The 20192-nt window shown below is 76.2% G+C and carries 3 protein-coding genes; all 3 read left to right on the plus strand.

Features of this window, described 5'->3' with window-relative positions; translation table 11 throughout:
* Positions 1 to 14 precede the first annotated feature (14 nt).
* From ACFXI4_RS24420 to ACFXI4_RS24430, 3 genes are read left to right on the plus strand one after another with little or no spacing between them, the layout of a single operon-like run.
* Positions 15 to 13307 (plus strand): type I polyketide synthase, encoded by a 13293-nt coding sequence (locus ACFXI4_RS24420; RefSeq protein WP_384994419.1) that lies wholly within the window; start codon positions 15 to 17, stop codon positions 13305 to 13307.
* Positions 13308 to 13309: 2 nt separating this feature from the next.
* On the plus strand, positions 13310 to 18688 hold the full coding sequence (locus tag ACFXI4_RS24425) for a type I polyketide synthase (RefSeq protein ID WP_384994422.1): 5379 nt from the start codon (positions 13310 to 13312) through the stop codon (positions 18686 to 18688).
* Complete coding sequence (locus ACFXI4_RS24430) at positions 18685 to 20178, plus strand: FAD-dependent oxidoreductase (protein ID WP_384994425.1); 1494 nt, start codon at positions 18685 to 18687, stop codon at positions 20176 to 20178. The genes ACFXI4_RS24425 and ACFXI4_RS24430 overlap by 4 nt, the downstream gene beginning before the upstream one ends.
* Positions 20179 to 20192 lie beyond the last annotated feature (14 nt).

Consider the following 20192-nt stretch of genomic DNA (forward strand, 5'->3'; position numbering starts at 1 on the left):
CGCATGGTGGTGGTGTGGACTGGGCGTCGTATCTGCCTGCCGCGGCGCCGGTCGATCTGCCCACCTACGCCTTCCAACACCGCCGCTACTGGCTGCAGTCGACCCCTGGTGGCAGTCTCGCCGCCTCGGGGCTGCTCCCGGCCGGGAACCCGCTGCTCGGTGCGGTCACCGCGCTGGCCGGATCCGACGCGTATCTGCTCACTGGCAGGCTCTCGGTGGCGGCCCAGCCCTGGCTGGCCGACCACCGGGTGTCCGGGGCGATCGTGCTGCCCGGTTCGGCGTTCGTGGAGCTGGCGGTGCAGGCCGCCGACCGTGTCGGGTGCGACCTGGTCGAGGAACTCGTGCTGCGGGCACCGCTGGTGCTGCCCGACACGGGAGCGGTCCGGCTGCAACTCGCCGTGCGTGAGGCCCAGGACGCCGGCCGTCGCGCCCTGGAGATCTACTCACTGGCCGAGGACGCGTCCGACGACGAGCCGTGGACGCTGCACGCGACCGGCACTCTCGCCGACGCCCCGCACGAGCCCGTCGCCGCAGCGGAGGCCTGGCCGCCGGCGGACGCCACCCCGGTGGCCGTGGAGGCCGCCTACGCCGATCTCGCCGCTCGCGGGCTGGCCTACGGACCGGGGTTCCAGGGGCTGCGCGCGGCCTGGCGGCGGGGTGACGAGGTCTTCGCCGACGTCGCGCTCCCGGACGAACTCCGGGACCGGGCAGGGGGGTTCGGGCTGCACCCCGCGCTGCTGGACGCCGCCCTGCACCCGCTCGCGCTCACCGACGACACCGGCACCGCACGGCTGCCGTTCTCCTGGGCCGGGGTCCGGCTGTACGCGGCCGGGGCGGTCGCGGTGCGAGTGCGGCTCGCCCCCGCCGGCGCGGGTGCCTTCGCGATGGACCTGTTCGACGGCACCGGCGTCCCGGTTGCCTCCGTCGAGTCGCTGACGCTGCGTGCCGCCACCGGAGAGGGTGCGGGCCGCGTACCCCGGGACGCGCTGTTCCGGGTGGACTGGGACACCGTTCCGGCCCCGGCCGGACCAGTCTCCGGTCGGTGGGCGGCGCTGGGTGTGCTGCCCGATGCTCTGGCCGCCGATCTGAAGGCCGCCGGGGCCGACCTGGCGGGTGAGGACGGCGCCGACATCACCGTGCTGGCCGTCCCGGTGGGCCGGCCCGCCGACGAGGTCACCGCCACCGTGCTGCGGCAGGTGCAGGAGTGGCTGGGCGGCGGCGTGGCGTCCGCCCGGCTGCTCGTGGTCACCACCGGCGCGGTCACCACCGAACCCGCCGGCCCCCCGGCCGACCCGGGCGGTGCGGCGGTGTGGGGGATGCTGCGTGCCGCGCAGGCCGAACAGCCCGGGCGGATCGTGCTGGCCGACCTCGACGACACCGCCGCGTCCCGCCGCGCCCTGGCCTGCGTACCCGCCGACGGCCGAGGCCAACTGGCCCTGCGTGAAGGGCTGTTACGCGTGCCCCGGCTGGTGAGGCCCGAGCTGGTGCCGCCCATGGAGCCGCACTGGCGGCTGGCCGTCACCCGCCCGGGCACTCTGGACAACCTCGCGCTGGTGCCCGCCCCGGCCGCGGCGGCCCCTCTGCGCCCGGGGCAGGTGCGCGTCGCGGTGCGGGCCGCCGGGCTGAACTTCCGCGATGTGCTGATCGCTCTGGGCATGTACCCCGGTGAGGCGGCGGCCCTCGGCGGCGAGGGCGCCGGCGTGGTGACCGAGGTGGCCGACGACGTCACCGACCTCACCCCCGGCACGCGGGTCACCGGTCTCTTCGGTGACGCGTTCGCCCCGGTGGCGGTGGCCGAGCGGGCGGCCGTGGCCCCGATACCGGACGGCTGGACCTTCGAGCAGGCCGCCGCCATGCCGATCGCCCACCTCACCGCCCGGCTCGGCCTGGTCGAACTCGCCGGACTGCGGCCGGGGGAGAAGGTGCTGATCCACTCCGCGGCGGGTGGCGTCGGCATGGCCGCCGTGCAGCTGGCCCGGCACCTCGGCGCCGAGGTCTACGGCACCGCCAGTGAGGGCAAGTGGCAGGTGCTCCGCGACCTCGGCCTGGACGACGCGCACATCGCCTCCTCGCGGGACACCGGCTTCGCCGCGCGGTTCGGCCCGGTGGACGTCGTACTGAACTCGCTGTCCGGTGAGTTCGTCGACGCCTCGGCCGGACTGCTGCGCCCCGGCGGGCGGTTCCTGGAGATGGGCAAGACCGACCTGCGCGATCCGGCCGGCTTCCCGGACATCGACTACCTGCCGTACGACCTGATGCGGCTCCCGCCCCAGGAGATGCAGCGGCTGCTGGTCGCGGCGCTGGACCTGTTCGCCGCGGGCGCGCTGACCGTACCGCCGCCGTCCGTGTGGCCGGTCTCCCAAGCCGTCGACGCGTTCCGGTACCTCAGCCAGGCCCGGCACACCGGTAAACTGGTACTCACCCTGCCCCGCCGGCTCGACCCCCGGGGCACCGTCCTGATCACCGGCGGCACCGGCACTCTCGGCGGGCTGGTCGCCCGGCATCTGGTGCGCGAACACGGTGTACGGCACCTGCTGCTGACCAGCCGCCGTGGCAGCGCCCCCGAGCTGGAGGCCGGGCTCGCCGAACTCGGTGCGGACGTGACCGTCGTGGCCTGTGACGCGGCCCAGCGAGACGCACTGGCCGCGGTGCTGGCCGATGTACCCGCCGGACGTCCGCTGACCGCCGTGGTGCACGCGGCCGGAGTCTCCGACGACGGGCTGTTCACCGCGCTCACCCCGGAACGGCTGGCCGCGACGCTGCGGCCCAAGGTGACGGCCGCGCTCCACCTGGACGAGCTGACCCGCGGCCTGGACCTGGCCGCGTTCGTGCTGTTCTCCTCGGCCACCGGCATCCTCGGCGGACCCGGGCAGGCCGACTACGCCGCCGCCAACGCCTGCCTGGACGCCCTGGCGGGCCGGCGGCGTGCCGCCGGGCTGCCGGCCCAGTCGCTGGCCTGGGGCCTGTGGGCGCCGCCCAGCGGGATCACCGGCGAACTCTCGGCCGCCGACCTGGCCCGGATGGCGCGGGCCGGAGTGCAGGCGCTCTCCGCCGAGGAGGGGCTGGCGCTGTTCGACACGGCGCTGGCCGTCGACGAGCCGGTGCTGCTGCCGGCCAAGGTCCGGTTGCACACCGCCGATCCGGCGCTGCTGCCGCCCCTGCTGCGCGGCCTGGTACGCGGCCCACGACGCCGTACCGCCACGGCGGCCGGGACCGCCACGGCCACCGGACCGGCCCGGCTCACCGCCGAGGAACTGCTGGCACTGGTGCGTAGGGAGACGGCCGCCGTCCTCGGCCACGCCGACGCCGAAGCCGTCGGCCCGCAGGCGGAGTTCCGGGCGCTCGGCGTGGACTCGCTGTCCGCGGTGGAACTGCGCAACCGGCTCACCGCGGCCACCGGCACCGCCCTGCCCGCGACCCTGGTGTTCGACTACCCGACCCCCGCCGCGGTCGCCGGACACCTGCGCCAGGACTCGTCCGCGGACACGGTCGAACCGCCGGTGGCCGCCGTCGGCGTCGACACCGAAGAACCCATCGCGATCGTCGGCATGGGCTGCCGGTTCCCGTCGGAGATCCGCTCCCCGGAACAGCTGTGGCGGTTCCTGCTCGACGGCGGCGACGGCATCACCGAGTTCCCGGCCGACCGCGGCTGGGACCTGGACTCGCTGTTCGACGCCGACCCCGACCGGCCGGGCACCTCCTACACCCGGCACGGCGGATTCCTGCGCGCCGCCGCCGACTTCGACGCCGACTTCTTCGGCATCAACCCGCGCGAGGCGCTCGCCACCGACCCGCAGCAGCGGCTGCTCCTGGAGACCTCCTGGGAGACCTTCGAACACGCCGGGATCGATCCGGCCGCCGTACGCGGCAGCCGGACCGGGGTGTTCGTCGGCGTGATGCGCCAGGACTACGGCCCGATGCTGCACCACGCCGCCGAGGGCGTGGAGGGCTACCGGCTCACCGGCAGCGCGGCCAGCGTCGCCTCCGGCCGGCTCGCCTACGCGTTCGGCCTGGAAGGCCCGACCCTGACCGTCGACACCGCCTGCTCGTCCTCGCTGGTGGCCCTGCACCTGGCCGCCCAGGCGCTGCGCCGCGGCGAGTGCGACCTGGCGCTGGCCGGCGGCGCCACCGTGATGGCCACCCCCGGACTGTTCGTGGAGTTCTCCCGGCAGCGCGGCCTGGCCGCCGACGGCCGCTGCAAGTCGTTCTCGGCCGACGCCGACGGCACCTCGTGGTCGGAGGGCGCCGGGATGCTGCTCGTGGAGCGGCTCTCCGACGCCCGCGCGGCCGGGCACCCGGTGCTCGCGGTGGTGCGCGGTTCCGCGGTCAACTCCGACGGCGCGTCCAACGGGCTCACCGCCCCCAACGGCCCCTCCCAGCAGCGGGTGATCCGTGCCGCGCTGGCCACGGCCGGACTGTCCACCGGGGACGTCGACGCGGTGGAGGCGCACGGCACCGGCACCACCCTGGGCGACCCCATCGAGGCGCAGGCGCTGCTGGCCACCTATGGCCAGGACCGGGACGGTGAGCCGCTGTGGCTCGGGTCGGTCAAGTCCAACATCGGGCACACCCAGGCCGCCTCCGGTGTCGCCGGGATCATCAAGATGGTCCTCGCGCTGCGGGCGGGGCTGCTGCCCCGCACCCTGCACGTCGGCGCACCCAGCCCGCACGTGGACTGGGACACCGGGGCGGTGTCCCTGCTGACCGAGGCACGGCCCTGGCCGCGGACCGGCCGCCCGCGCCGCGCCGCGGTGTCCTCGTTCGGCGTCAGCGGCACCAACGCGCACATCGTCATCGAACAGGCCCCGGCCGAGGCGCCCCCGCGACCGCCGGCCCGGACACCGCTGGCGCTGCCGGTCGTGCTCTCCGCCCGTACCGGGACAGCCCTGCGGGCACAGGCGGCCCGGCTGCTGGCCCACCTCGCCGACCACCCGGACGTAGAACCGGCGGCGCTGGCACACTCGTTGCTGACCACGCGCGCGGCCCACGCGCACCGCGCCGCGGTGCTGGCGGGCCCCCACGCCGGTCTGGCCGCCCTCGCCGACGGCACCCCCGACGCCGACGTGGTCACCGGGTTCGCCGCCGACGCCGGGAAACTGGCGTTCCTGTTCGCCGGCCAGGGCTCCCAGCGCCTCGGGGCGGGCCGTGCACTGGCCGCAGAGTTTCCCGCCTACGCCGAGGCGCTGGACGCGGTGTGCGCCGAACTCGACCGGCACCTGCCGAGGCCGCTGCGCGAGGTGCTGTTCGGCGCCGAGGGCAGCCCCGAGGCCGCCCTGCTCGACCGCACCGACTTCACCCAGGCCGCGCTGTTCGCCGTCGAGGTCGCGCTGGTCCGGCTCGCCGAGAGCTGGGGGCTGCGCCCGGACCTGGTGGCCGGCCACTCCGTCGGCGAGATCGTCGCCGCACACGTCGCCGGGGCGCTCACCCTGTCCGACGCCGCCACGCTGGTCACCGCCCGCGGCAGGCTGATGGCGGCGGCCACGGCGGGCGGCGCGATGGTCGCCGTACAGGCCACCGAGGCCGAACTCGCCCCCGTGGTCGCCGAGTACACCGGGCGGGTACGGCTGGCCGCCGTCAACGGCCCGCGTGCGGTGGTGGTGTCCGGCGACGCCGACGCGGTCGCCGAGATCGGTGCGCACTGGCGTGAACGCGGCCGCCGCACCCGGCAGTTGCGGGTCACGATGGCGCCGCACTCGCCGCACGTGGACGGCATCCTGGCCGAGTACCGGGAGATCGTCGGCGGCATCCCGATCAGCGCGCCGCGGCTGCCGGTCGTGTCCACGGTGACCGGGGCGCCGCTGTCCGACCGGGAGATCACCGACCCGGAGCACTGGGTGGCCAACGTCCGGGACAGCGTGCGGTTCCTGCCCGCGGTACGCGCCCTGGCCGAGGCGGGGGCCACCGCGTTCGTCGAGATCGGCCCGGCCGCCGCACTGACCGCGATGGCTCGCGACTGCCTGACCCGCGCCGAACCCGGCGGTTCCGCCGCCGAACCCTCCGCCAAAACGGTCGTACTGCCCACCCTGCGCGACGGACGGGACGAGATCGGGGCCCTGCTGGACACCCTGGCCCGGCTGCATGTGCACGGCATCTCGGCGAACTGGGCGGCGGTCAGCGAAGACCGCGCGCCCGCGCCGGTCGCGCTGCCCACCTACCCGTTCCAGCACCGCCGGTTCTGGATGACCGGCGAGAGGGCCGCCGACGCCCGCGCGGCCGGGCTCGGCACGGTCGGACACCCGCTGCTCGGCGCCGCCGTCCCGCTCGCGGACGGCGCCCGGGTGCTGTTCACCGGACGGCTCTCCGCCACCGCCCAGCCGTGGCTCGCCGACCATGTGGTGGCCGGCCGGATCGTGCTGCCCGGCACCGCGTACGTCGACCTCGTCGCCCGGGCCGGGGACGAGGCCGGCTGCGACCGGATCACCGAACTCACCCTGGACGCACCGCTGGTCCTGCCCGAGCGGGGCGGCGCCGCCCTCCAACTGGTGCTCGGCGCGCCCGACGAGCAGGGCCGCCGGACGGTCACCCTGTACTCCCGGGCCGAGGCCGACACCGCCGACGAGCCGTGGACCCGGCACGCCACCGGCACCGTCGAACCGGCGGACGACAGCCCGCCACCGCTGGGCGAGTGGCCCCCGCCCGGGGCCGGGTGGGCCGGACCCGAGGGACTGTACGAGCTGCTGGCCGACCGTGGCCTGGTCTACGGGCCGGTGTTCCGGGGCCTGAGCCGGGTCCGGCGGCACGGCGAGGAGCTGTACGCCGAGGTCACCCTGCCTGAACCGGCCGATCCCGGCGGCTTCGGGGTGCACCCGGCTCTGCTGGACGCCGCGTTGCACGCACTGGCCACCGATCCGGAGGCCACCGCCGCCGCCCTGCCGTTCGCCTGGAGCGGGGTGACCGTCCACCAGCCGGGCGCCGGCACGCTGCGGGTGCGGCTGACCCCGGCCGACGGCGGCTTCGCCATCGCCGCGTACGACGCCTACGGCGCGCCGGTGCTGACGGCGGACAGGCTCGCGCTGCGACCCGTCCCCGCCGCACCGGGCGTCGCCGCCGGGACCGAGGCACTGCACACGGTGGACTGGACGCCGGTGTCCGCCGGCGCGGAGCCCGCGGAAGGCCCCGCGCTCGTCCCTCTCGGCACGGACCTCGACCTCGCCGCGGTGAGCGACCCGGGGGAGTGGCTGCTCGCCGCGTTGCCCCCCGCCGCGAACGACCCGGCAGGGATAGCCACCGCCACCCACCGCGTGCTGGCCCTGCTGCGGACGTTCCTGACCGAGGAGCGGTTCGCCGGTACCACGCTCGCCCTGCGCACCACCGGAGCCGTCGACGGCACCGACCTGGGCGCCGCAGCAGGCTGGGGCCTGGCCCGCTCCGCCCAGTCGGAGAACCCGGGCCGGATCGTGCTCCTCGACAGCGACGGCAGCCTGCCCGACCCCGTGGCCCTGGCCACCGGCGAGCCCCAACTTGCCGTCCGGGACGGCGTGGTGCGCGTGCCCCGGCTGGTCCGCGCCGAGGCCGGCGAGACCGCCGGGTGGCACCCGGAGGGCACGGTGCTGATCACCGGCGGCACCGGCGCCCTCGGCTCGGCGCTGGCCCGGCACCTCGCCGCCGAGCACGGCGTGCGGCACCTGCTGCTCACCGGCCGCCGTGGCCCCGACGCCCCGGGCGCCGCCGAACTGGTCGCCGATCTCACCGGACTCGGTGCCGCCGCCCAGGTGGTGGCCTGTGACGTCGCCGACCGGGACGCGCTGGCCGCGCTGCTGGCGGGCATCCCCGACGCGCACCCGCTGACCGCCGTGGTGCATGCCGCCGGTGTGCTGGACGACGGGATGCTCGCCGCGCAGACCCCGGAGCGCGTCGACCGGGTGCTGCGGCCCAAGGCAGCAGCCGCGCTGCACCTGGACGAGCTGACCCGTGGCCAGGATCTGGCCGCGTTCGTGCTGTTCTCCTCGGCCGCCGGGATCCTGGGAAGCCCCGGGCAGAGCAACTACGCCGCCGCCAACGCGGTCCTGGACGGCCTCGCCGCCCGCCGACGCGCGGCCGGCCTGCCCGCGGTGTCGCTGGCCTGGGGCCTGTGGGCCGGGGGCATGGGCGACACGGCGGACGGCGCCGCCCGGCAGCGCATCGAACGGCTCGGTGTGGTGCCGCTCGAACCGGCCGAGGGCATGCGGCTGTTCGACGCGGCCGTACCCGGCCGGAACGCCCTGGCCGTCCCGGTCCGGCTGAACCTGGCCGCGCTCCGCGAACAGGCCCGCACCGTCCCGCCCGCCCCGGTGCTGCGCGCCCTGGTGCGGGTCCCGGCCCGCCGCGCCACCGGTACCGGCGCGCTCCAGGCGGCGTTCGCCGGGCTCGACGAGGCCGCCCGCGGCCGGCTGGTGCACGACACCGTACGCACTGCGGTCGCCGCCACCCTCGGTCACACCGGCGCGGCCGAACTGGGCGACCGGCGGGCCTTCACCGACCTCGGTTTCGACTCGCTGACCTCGGTGGAACTCCGCAACCGGCTGGCCGCCGGCACCGGCCTCGCGCTGCCCGCCACCCTGGCCTTCGACCACCCGAGCATCGCCGCCACCGCCGCCTACCTGCTGCGCAGGCTCACGGCGGCCGCCGCACCGGCGCCCGCCGCGGCCCGCCGCACCGGCCCCGCCGACGAGCCGATCGCCATCGTCGGCATGGCCTGCCGCTACCCCGGCGGAGTGCGCTCCCCGGAGGACCTGTGGCGCCTGGTCACCGCCGACGGCGACGGCATCACGCCGTTCCCCACCGACCGCGGCTGGAACACCGGACAGCTCTACGACCCCGACCCCGACCGTGCCGGGCGCACCTACCTCACCAAGGGCGGATTCCTGCACGACGCCGCCGAGTTCGACGCGGGCCTGTTCGGCATCTCGCCGCGTGAGGCGCTCGCCATGGACCCGCAGCAGCGACTGCTCCTGGAGACCTCCTGGGAGGCACTGGAACGCACCGGCATCGACCCGATGTCACTGCGGGACACCGACACCGGCGTGTTCGTCGGCGTCATGTACCACGACTACGCCACCCGGCTCCCCAGCACCCCGCAGGACGTCGAGGGCTACCTCGGCGCCGGCACCGCCGGCAGCGTCGCCTCCGGCCGGGTCGCCTACACCTTCGGTCTGCAGGGCCCCGCGGTCACCGTCGACACCGCCTGCTCCTCCTCACTGGTCACCCTGCACCTGGCCGCGCAGGCGCTGCGCGCGGGGGAGTGTTCGCTGGCACTGGCCGGCGGGGCGACCGTGATGTCCACCCCCGGCACCTTCATCGAGTTCTCCCGGCAGCGCGGACTGGCCGCCGACGGCAGGGTGAAGGCGTTCTCCGCGGACGCGGACGGCACCGTCTGGTCCGAGGGCGTGGGCCTGCTGGTGGTGGAGCGGCTCTCCGACGCCCGCCGCAACGGCCACCGCGTCCTCGGCGTGCTGCGCGGTTCGGCGGTCAACCAGGACGGTGCCTCCAACGGGCTCACCGCCCCCAACGGCCCCTCCCAGGAACGGGTCATCCGTACCGCGCTCGCCGCCGCCCGGCTGTCCCCGGCGGACGTGGACCTGGTGGAGGCGCACGGCACCGGAACCGCGCTGGGCGACCCGATCGAGGCCCAGGCGCTGCTGGCGACCTACGGCGCCGATCGCGAACGACCGCTGTGGCTCGGGTCGGTGAAGTCGAACATCGGGCACACCCAGGCCGCCGCCGGGGTCGCCGGTGTGATCAAGGTCGTCCAGGCGATGCACCACGGGGTGCTGCCCCGCACGCTGCACATCGGCGAACCCACCTCGCACGTGGACTGGTCGACCGGTGAGGTGCGGCTGCTCACCGAGGCACGGCCCTGGCCGGAGCGCGAGGGACCACGGCGCGCGGCGGTGTCCTCGTTCGGGATCAGTGGCACCAACGCCCACGTGATCATCGAACAGGCCCCGGAGGTTCCGGCCCCGCGGCCTGCCCCCCGGCGGGTGGTGCCGGTGCCGCTCTCCGGCGACACCGAGGCCGCGCTGCGCGCCCAGGCCGGCCGGCTGCGCACCTGGCTGGCAGCCGAACCGGGCCTCGGCGTGGGCGAGTTGGCCGCCGCCCTGACCGGCGGGCGCGCCGCGCTGACCCATCGTGCCGTGGTGGTCGCGGCCGGCCGCGAGGAACTCGGCACCGGACTGACCGCCCTGGCCGCCGGGGACACCGCACCGCACCTCGTCACCGGCACGGCCGCCACCACCGGCCGCACGGTGTTCGTGTTTCCGGGGCAGGGCGCGCAGTGGGCGGGGATGGCGGTGGAACTGCTGGACTCGGCACCGGTGTTCGCGCAGCGGATGGCCGAATGTGCCGCGGCCCTCGCCGAGTTCGTGGACTGGTCGTTGCCGGGTGTGCTGCGTGGGGAGGCGGGTCAGCCGTCCCTGGACCGGGTGGATGTGGTGCAGCCGGTGTCGTTCGCGGTGATGGTGTCCCTTGCCGCGCTGTGGCGGTCGTTCGGCGTCGAACCGGACGCGGTGGTGGGGCATTCCCAGGGGGAGATCGCCGCCGCCTGTGTGGCGGGGGCGCTGTCCCTGCGCGACGCCGCGCTGGTGGTCTGCGTACGCAGCGGGCTGATCGCCGGAGAACTGGCCGGACACGGCGGCATGGCGTCGGTGGCACTGCCCGCCGACGAGGTGACCGCCCTGCTGCCGCCGGGGGTGACGGTCGCCGCGGTCAACGGCTCCGCCTCCACGGTGGTCTCCGGCGACCCGGCGGGCCTTGACCGGCTGCTGGCCGACTGCGAGGAGCGGGGCACCCGCGCCCGTCGTGTCACGGTGGACTACGCCTCCCACTCCCCGCACGTCGAGCGCATCCGGACCCGGCTGACCGAGGCACTCGCCGAGGTGCGCCCGCGGGCGGCGCAGGTGCCGGTGTTCTCCACGGTCACCGCCGACTGGGCCGACCCCGCGACGCTGGACGCGGAGTACTGGTACCGCAACCTCCGGCAGACCGTGCACTTCGCGGCAGCCGTCCGCGGCCTGGCCGAACAGGGGCACCGCGGTTTCGTCGAGGTCAGCCCGCACCCCGTGCTGACCCCCGGCATCGACCAGACGCTGGACGAGGTGACCGTCGTGGGCTCCCTGCGCCGCGACGAGGGCGGCCTGGACCGGTTCCTGCTGTCCGTCGCCGAGGCACAGGTCGCAGGGCTGCCGGTCCGGCTGACCGCCGCTCTCGACGGCGCCCGGCCCGCTCCGCCGGACCTGCCCACCTACGCCTTCCAACGGCAGCGCTACTGGCTGGCCGCGCCGGAGACCAACGGCACCGACGCGGCGGACGCCTCGTTCTGGGCGGCCGTCGACCCGGCCGACCCCAAGGCACTGGCCGACCTGCTCGGCGTGTCCGCCGAACCGCTCGCCGAGGTCCTGCCGGGCCTGGCCGCCTGGCGCGCCGCGCAGGAGTCGACCGCCACCACCGACAGCCGGCGCTACACGGTGGGCTGGCGGCCCGTCGAAGCCCCCGACACGGTGCTGAGCGGTACCTGGCTGGTGGTCGGCCCGGACGACCCGGCCCTGGCGGAGGAGTGTGCCGCCGCGCTCGGGCGCGCGGGGGCCGAGGCCCGCGTGGCCGACCGGGACACCGCCGCGGCCGAGGCCGGCACCGCGAGAGGGGTGGTCTCCCTGCTCGGCCTGGCCGAAGGCACCCACCCGGACCACCCCGCCGTACCCGCCGGACTGGCCGCCACCCTCGACCTGGTGCGCGCCCTGGCCGACACCGGCACCCCGCTGTGGCTGGTCACCTCGGGCGCGGTCGCCGCCACCCCGGCCGACCGCCTGCCGCGACCCGAACAGGCCATGCTCTGGGGCCTGGGCCGCACGCTCGCCCTGGAGCAGCCGAGACTCTTCGGCGGCATCGTCGACCTGCCCGCGGACCCGGGCCGGGGACTCGACCGGCTGGCCGCGCTGCTGGCCGGTACCGAGGACCAGGCCGCCGTACGCGACACCGGACTGCTGGTGCCGCGCCTCGCGCACGCCCCGCTGGGCGGGCGCACCCCGGCCCGGCCGTGGCAGCCCACCGGGACCGTCCTGGTCACCGACGGCCTCGGTCCGATGGGGCTGCCGGTGGCCCGCTGGCTGGCCGCGAGCGGTGCCGAGGCGCTGGTCCTCACCACCGACGACCCGGCCGCCACGGCGCCGGACGACCTCGGCGTCCCGGTCACCGTCAGCACCTGCGACCCGGCCGACGACGTCGCCCTGGCCGGACTGCTCGCCGCCGTCCCGGCCCACGCACCGCTGACCGCCGTGGTGCACACCGCGGGCACCTTGCGCTCAGGGCCACTGGCCGCCACCGGCCTCGCCGAGGTCGCCGCCACCCTCGACACGAAGGTGCGCGGCGCGGCCAACCTGCACCGGCTGACCGGAGAGCTGGACGCCTTCGTGCTCTTCTCCTCCGCCGCGGCCACCTGGGGCGGCAGCGAACAGGGCGCGTTCGCCGCGGCCAACGCCTACCTCGACGCGCTCGCCCACCACCGGCGGGCCCGCGGACTGCCCGCCACCGCCGTCGCCTGGGGCCCGTGGGAGGGCGCCGGGTTCGGTGCGGCCGACGCCGGCACCGAGGCGCGGCGGCGGGAGGAACTGCGCCGCCGGGGCGTGCTGGCACTGCCGCCGCGGGAGGCGCTCGCGGCGCTGGCCGACGCGGTGCGGCACGCCGACACCACGGTGACCGTCGCCGACGTCGACTGGGCGGGGTTCGCACCCGCGTTCACCGCCGCCCGGCCCAGCCCCCTCCTGGGCGACCTGCCCGAGGTGCGGGACGCGCTCACCGCCGTCACCGGCGGGCCGGACGCCGCCGGGTCCGGGCTCGCCGACCGGCTCGGCGCGCTGCCCGAGGCCGACCGGCAACGCGAACTCGTCGAACTGGTACGCCGGGAGGTCGCCGCCGCCCTCGGGCACGGCGATCCGGAAACCCTGCCCGCCGGACGGCCGTTCACCGACCTCGGCTTCGACTCGCTGGCTGCGGTCAACCTCCGCAACCGGCTCGGTACCGCCACCGGTGTACGGCTGTCGGCCAGTGCCGTGTTCGACCATCCGACCCCCGCCGGACTCGCCGGCCACCTGGGCAGGCAGCTGGTGGCGCCGGCCGCCGCCGTCGGCTCGCTGGACGAGGAACTCGACCGGCTGGCCGCAGTCCTGGCCGAGGTGTCCGGCGAGGACGACCGGCGGCGGGCGCTGACCCGGCTGCAAGGGCTGGTCGGCCGGCTGACCCCGCGCACCGACGGCGGCCGCGCGTCGGTCACCGAGCAGCTCGGGGCCGCCAGCGACGAAGAGATCTTCCGGTTCATCGACTCGGAGTTGAGCTGATCATGAGTGATGTCGAGCGTCTCCGCGACTACCTGCGCAAGGTCACCGTCGATCTGCACGAGACCCGGCAGCGGCTGCGGGACTACGAGCAGCGCGACACCGAACCGGTGGCCGTCGTCGGCATGGCCTGCCGCTTCCCCGGCGGCATCGCCTCCCCCGAGGACCTGTGGGAGGTGGTGGTTGCGGGGCGGGACGTGATGGCGGCGTTCCCCACCGACCGCGGCTGGCCCCTGGACCGCCTCTTCGACCCCGACCCGGACCGGCCCGGCACCACCTATGTCAAGGAGGGCGGGTTCCTGTACGACGTGGCCGACTTCGACGCCCCGTTCTTCGGCATCTCGCCGCGCGAGGCCCTCGCCATGGACCCGCAGCAGCGGCTGCTCCTGGAGACCTCCTGGGAGGCGGTGGAACGGGCCGGCATCGACCCGCTGTCGCTGCGCGGCAGCCGGACCGGCGTGTTCGTCGGCAGCGGCGCCCAGGACTACGGGATGCTCGCCGCGCAGGCCGCCGAGGACCTGGAGGGCTACCTGCTCACCGGCAACGCGATCAGCGTGCTCTCCGGACGGCTCTCTTACACCCTCGGCCTGGAGGGGCCCGCGCTGTCCGTGGACACCGCCTGCTCGGCCTCCCTGGTCGCCCTGCACCTGGCCCGTCAGTCGCTGGCCCGGGGCGAGTGCTCGCTCGCGCTGGCCGGCGGCGCTTCCGTGCTGTCCACTCCGGCCGGGTTCGTGGAACTGTCCCGGCAGCGCGGCCTGGCCCCGGACGGCCGCGCCAAGGCGTTCGCCGCCGCCGCCGACGGCACCGCCTGGGCCGAGGGCGCCGGGATGCTGGTGCTGGAGCGGCTCCGCGACGCCCGCCGCAACGGCCACCGCGTGCTCGCCGTGGTGCGCGGTTCGGCGGTCAACCAGGACGGTGCCTCCAACGGGCTGACCGCCCCCAACGGGCCCTCCCAGGAACGGGTCATCCGCGCGGCGCTCGCCGACGCGGGCCTTGCCGCCGCCGACATCGACGCCGTCGAGGCCCACGGCACCGGAACCGCGCTGGGCGACCCCATCGAGGCCAACGCGCTGCTCGCCACCTACGGCCGCAACCGCCCCGCCGGCCGGCCGCTGTGGCTGGGCTCGCTCAAGTCCAACCTGGGCCACGCCGGTGCTGCCGCCGGGGTCGGCGGCGTCATCAAGACGGTGATGGCGCTCCGCGGCGACCGGCTGCCGCGCACCCTGCACGTGGACGCGCCCACCCCGGAGGCGGACTTCGCGTCCGGCGCCGTGGCACTGCTCACCGAGGAGCAGCCCTGGCCGGACACCGGCCGCCCGCGCCGCGCCGGCGTCTCCGCGTTCGGCATCAGCGGCACCAACGCACACGTACTCCTCGAACAGGCCGACGAGTTCGCGGCGCCGGAGCCGGGCACGGCCAGGCCTGCCGATGCGACCGGCACGCCCGTGCCGGTCCCCCTGGTGGTCTCCGCCCGCACCCGCGAAGCCCTGCACGCCCAGGCCGAACGCCTGCTGTCCCCGGTACGGAGCGGCACCCCGCTGCCCGACCTCGCGGCCGCCCTGCTGCACTCCCGTGCCGCCCTCGAACACCGCGCCGTGATCGTCGCCGCCGACCCGGACACCGCCGCCGGGGGCCTGGCCGCCCTGGCCGCGGGCCGCTCGCACGACACCCTGGTCAGCGCCACCGCCGCACCGGAGGACCGGGTGGTGTTCGTGTTCCCCGGCCAGGGCTCCCAGTGGGCCGGGATGGCCGCCGAACTCCTCGACTCCGCACCGGTGTTCGCCGCACACTTCGCCGAGTGCGACACCGCGGCCCGCGCCTTCGTGGACTGGTCCCTCACCGACGTGCTGCGCGGGGCACCCGGCGCGCCCGACATGGAGCGCATCGAGATCCTGCAACCGGTGCTGTTCGCGGTGATGGTGTCACTGGCCGGACTGTGGCGCTCCTACGGCCTCACCCCGGCCGCCGTGGTCGGCAGCAGCCAGGGCGAGATCGCCGCCGCCCACACCGCCGGGGCACTGTCCCTGCACGACGCGCTGAAGATCGTCGTGCTGCGCAGCCAGTTGTTCGCCGACGAACTGCGCGGCAACGGCGCGGTGGTGTCGGTGGCGGCGCCCGAGGAGCAGGTCCGCGCCCGGCTGGCCGCCCAGGGCGACGCGCTGCACATCGGCGGGGTCAACGGCCCGAACGCGGTCACCGTGGTCGGCGAGCCGGCCGGCCTCGGCCGCTTCGTCGCCGAGGCCACCGCCGACGGGCTGCGGGCCCGGCTGGTCGCCTCCACCGTCGCCTCGCACTGCGACCAGGTGGATCCCCTGCACGACCGCATCGTGGACATGTTCGCCGACGTACGGCCCACCGCCACCGAGGTGCCGTTCTGCTCCACCGTCACCGGGGCCTTCACCGACACCGGCACCCTGGGCGCGGAGTACTGGTTCGACAACGCCCGCCGGCCGGTGGCCTTCGACCCGGCCGTGCGGACCCTGCTGGGAGCCGGATTCCGGTTCTTCGTCGAGGTCAGCCCGCACCCCGTGCTGGTCAGCGCGGTTCAGGAGATCGCCGAGGACGCCGGCACGGACGTCGCGGTGGTCGGTTCGCTGCGCCGCGACCAGGGCGGCCCGGACCGCTTCCTGCGCTCGGCCGCCGACGCGTACACCCGCGGCGCCCCCGTCGACCTCGGTGCCGCCCTGGCCGGCCGGGACACCGCCTGGGTGGACCTGCCCACCTATCCCTTCCAGCGGCAGCGCTACTGGCCCGAGCCGGATCCCGCCGCCGCGGCGACCGCCGATCCGATGGAGTCCGGCTTCTGGGAAGCGGTCGAGAACGCCGACCTGGCCGGTCTCGGCGACGTACTGGAACTGGACACCGGACCGCTGGCCGCCGTACTGCCCGCGCTGTCGGCGTGGCGGCGGCAGCGGCGCGAGCAGTCCGTCGTGGACTCCTGGCGGTACACCCTGGACTGGCGGCCGGTGCCCGAACCCCCGAGCAGCCGCCTCTCCGGCGACTGGCTGGTCGCCGTACCTCCCGGGCACACCGGGCCGGAGCCCGGCGTGCTGGCCCGGCACGGCGCGCGGGTGCTCCGGGTCGAGGTCGCCGCCGGTCCGCCGGACGCGGACGCCCTGCGCACCGCGCTGGCCGGCACGCAACCCGCGGGTGTCCTCGCCCTGTTGGCCTGGCCCGCCGCCGTGACCCTGGTGCGTGCCCTCGTCGAAGCGGGCGTGGCGGCCCCGTTGTGGTTCACCACCACCGCGGCGGTGGCCCTGGACGCCGAGCCGGACGCCGACCCGGACCTGGCCGGGCTGTGGGGACTGGCCCCCACCGTGTCCCTGGAGCACCCCGATCTCACCGGCGGCATCGTCGACCTTCCCGCCCAGGCCGACGAACGGGCGCTGAGCCGCTGGTGCGCGGCCCTGTCCGGGCGTACCGGTGAGGAACAACTGGCCGTCCGTCCGGCCGGGTTGTTCGCCCGCCGCCTGGTGCGCAGCCCACTGAGCGCCCCGGCCGGCGCCGGCTGGCGGCCCACCGGCACCACCCTGGTCACCGGCGCCGACACCGCCGTCGGCGCCGCCACGGCCCGCTGGCTTGCCGGGGCGGGCGCTCCCGCGCTGCTGCTGACCGCCGGTCCGGGCGCCACCGTGGCCGCGGACCTCGTCACCGAGCTGCGCGAACTGGGCGCCGAAGTACGTGCCGTGACGTGTGATCTGACGGACCGTGAGGCGGTCGCCGAACTGCTCGGCGGGCAGCCGCCCGCCGCCGTGCTGCACACCGCCGTACCGTTGTCCGAGGCGGCGCTGACCGCCCTCGACGGCACCGCCGCGCCCAACCCCGGGGTCATCGCCGCCCGGCATCTGCACGACCTCACGCGCGGCATCCCGCTCACCGCGTTCGTGCTGTTCTCCTCCGTCTCCGGCACCTTCGGCGGCGTCGGCCAGGCCGGCTACGCCGCGGCCGCCGCCGCCCTGGACGCGCTGGCCGAACACCGCGCCGCCGCCGGGCTGCCCGCTCTGTCGGTGGCCTGGGCGCCCTGGGACGAACCGGCCGACACCACCGGGGTGGCGGCCGCCCGCCGGGAACGGCTGGCCGCCCGCGGCATCGCGGTCCTCGACGGGCAGCGCGCGCTGGCCGCCCTCGGTGCCGCGCTCACCGCCGAAGACACCCGGCTGCTGCTGGCCGACGTGGACTGGCCGCGGTTCCGCGCCGCGTACACCGTCACCGGACCCCGCCCGCTCATCGCCGAGTTCACCCCCGGCCGCGGCCGCCGCGAGACCACCGGCCCGGACACCCCGGACGCCGGTCGGCTGGCAGCCCTGCCCGCCGCCGAGCGGTACGGCGCACTGCTGGCCGCGATCGCCGGCCAGGCCGCCGCGGTCCTGGGCTTCGCCGACGCCTCCGCCATCGACCCGGCCCGCCGCTTCCTCGAACACGGCTTTGACTCGCTGACCACCCTGGAACTGCGCAACCGGCTGTCGGCGGCCACCGGGTTACGGCTGACCGCCGCCACCCTCTTCGAGCACGACACCCCCGAGGCGCTCGCCCGGCATCTGCGGGACGAACTCGGCCCGGTTCCGGCCGCCACCCCGCAGACCGGGGTGTTCGCGAGCCTGAGCCGCCCGGCGGCCGAGGCGGGGAAGACCGGCGAGTTCATCGAACTGCTCGGCGCCGCGGCCAAGTTGCGCACCACCTTCGGCTCCGCCGACGAGTCCGGCCCGCTGCCCGGACCGGTCGCGCTGACCGCCCACGACGACGGTCCGCTCCTGGTCTGCGTGCCCACCGTGCTGGCCACCTCCGGCCCGCACCAGTACGCCCGGTTCGCGGCAGGCCTGCGCGGCAGGCGCGCGGTCTCGGCGCTGGCCCTGCCCGGCTACCTCGACGGCGAACCGCTGCCCGCCGACCGGCCCGCCGCCGTACAGTCCGTCACCCGGCAGGTGGAGGCGGCGGCGGGGGACCGGCCGGTGGTGCTGGTCGGCTACTCCTCGGGCGGACTGCTCGCCGACGGCGTCGCCGCCGAACTGGCCGTGCGGGGCCGGCCGGCCGCCGGGCTGGTCCTGGTCGACACCTTCGTCTTCGGCCCCGAACTCGCCACCGAGGGCGCGGCCCTGTTCGAGGAGATGTTCGCGCGGCTGGCCGACAGCGGCGCGGTCACCGACGCCCGGCTGACCGCCATGGGCGGCTATCTGCGGCTGCTCACCGACTGGGAACCCGCCGGCTGCGCCGGCCGGGTCCTGGTGGCCCGCGCCACCGAGCCGCTCACGGGGTTCGACCGCCCGCCCGCCTCCTGGACCCGTCCGCACGACGTGGTGGAGCTGGCCGGCGACCACTTCACCGTGCTGGAAGAGCACGCCGACCGTACTGCCCAGGCGGTGCACGAGTGGCTGGAGAAGCTATGACACAACGACGTACCACCGTTCTGGTCGTCGGCGCGGGCCCCTGCGGCCTGGCCATGGCCGCGCAGCTCAGCCGGCTGGGCGTGCCGGTCACCGTGGTCGACGCGGCGGACCGTCCGCACACCGGTTCCCGGGCGATCCTGCTGTGGCCGCCGGTACGGGAGGTGCTCGGCGAACTGGGACTGGCCGAGCGGGCCGCCCGCGACAGCGTCCAGCCCGCCGCGCTCCACTACCACCTGGGCTCCGGCGGCAGCGTGCGCGTGCCGCTCAGCGAGGCCAACGCCCCGCTGGTGCTGCCCCAGGAACACACCGGCAGGCTGCTAGCCCAGGCACTGGCCGAACGGGGCGTCGACGTCGAGTGGGGCACCCGGGTCACCAAGGTCGTCCCGGACGCGCACACGGTCACCGTCACCGCGAGCCGTCCGGACGGGACCACCACCGAGATCGAGGCCGACTGGGTGGTGGGCGCCGATGGGCTGCACAGCCAGGTCCGCGCCCAGTTGGGCATCGACTTCTCCGGGGCCCGGTTCCCGGCCACCTTCCTGCTCGCCGAGGGACGCATCACCGGCGAGCACGGCACCGGCGGGATCAGCACCGAGGAGATCCACTACTTCCTCGCCGACACCGGCGTCGCGTTGATCGCCCCGCTGCCCGGCGGCGATTTCCGCATCTCCGGCGCGGTCCCGGACGGCACCGCGGCCACCGCCGAACAGGCCCAGGCCCTGCTGGACGAACGCGGCCCCGGCGGGCTCCGCTTCACCGAGGTGCGCACCGTGACCCTGTTCGCCAGCGACGAGCGGGTGGCCGGCGCGCTGCGCTCGGGCCGCTGCTTCCTCGTCGGCGACGCCGCCCACGTGCACAGCCCGATCGGCGGGCAGGGCCTCAACCTCGGCATCCCCGACACCCGCAACCTGGCCTGGAAGCTGGCCGGCGTGGTGCGGGGCCGGCTGCACGAGTCGGTCCTGGACACCTACGATCCCGAGCGCCGCGCCGCGATCGAACAGACCCTCCAGGCCACCGGCCGGATGGCCCGGCAGGCCGTGGTCGGTCCGCTGGCCCGCCGGATCCGCAACCTCACCTGGCGGCTGCTCGACGCCACCGGCGTACTGACCCGCGGCTACGCCCCGATGCTGGCCGGCTGGCGCAGCCACTACCCCGACGTGCTGTTCGGTGGCACGGACCGCACCCGGCCACGCCCCGGCACCCGGGACCCCCGGTGGATCCCCAAGCCGTCCGACGAACTCGCCGGCCGGTTCCAGCTGATCACCTACGGCGGCAAGGACACCCGACTGGCCACGCGGGCGACGGAGCTGGGCGACCGGCTGCCCGACCTGGTCGCCCACTTCCCGCTGGACGGGCCCGCCGAGAAGTTCGTGCTGCTGCGCCCGGACGGCTACGTGGCCGCCGCCGGCCCCGCCGACCGGTTCCCCGGCGCCGCCGCGAAGCTCGCCGCCCTGGTCCCCACCCCGTCGTCCCCGGCCGCGACCCGATGACGGTCCGAGCACCC

Origin of the sequence: Streptomyces sp. NPDC059224 (assembly GCF_042754285.1) — a bacterium.
Taxonomy (GTDB): domain Bacteria; phylum Actinomycetota; class Actinomycetes; order Streptomycetales; family Streptomycetaceae; genus Streptomyces.

What these genes read in the sequence shown, in the direction of transcription:
- ACFXI4_RS24425 (WP_384994422.1), top strand. Translation starts at nt 13,310, where the DNA reads ATGAGTGATGTCGAGCGTCTCCGCGACTACCTGCGCAAGGTCACCGTC.
- ACFXI4_RS24430 (WP_384994425.1), top strand. Translation starts at nt 18,685, where the DNA reads ATGACACAACGACGTACCACCGTTCTGGTCGTCGGCGCGGGCCCCTGC.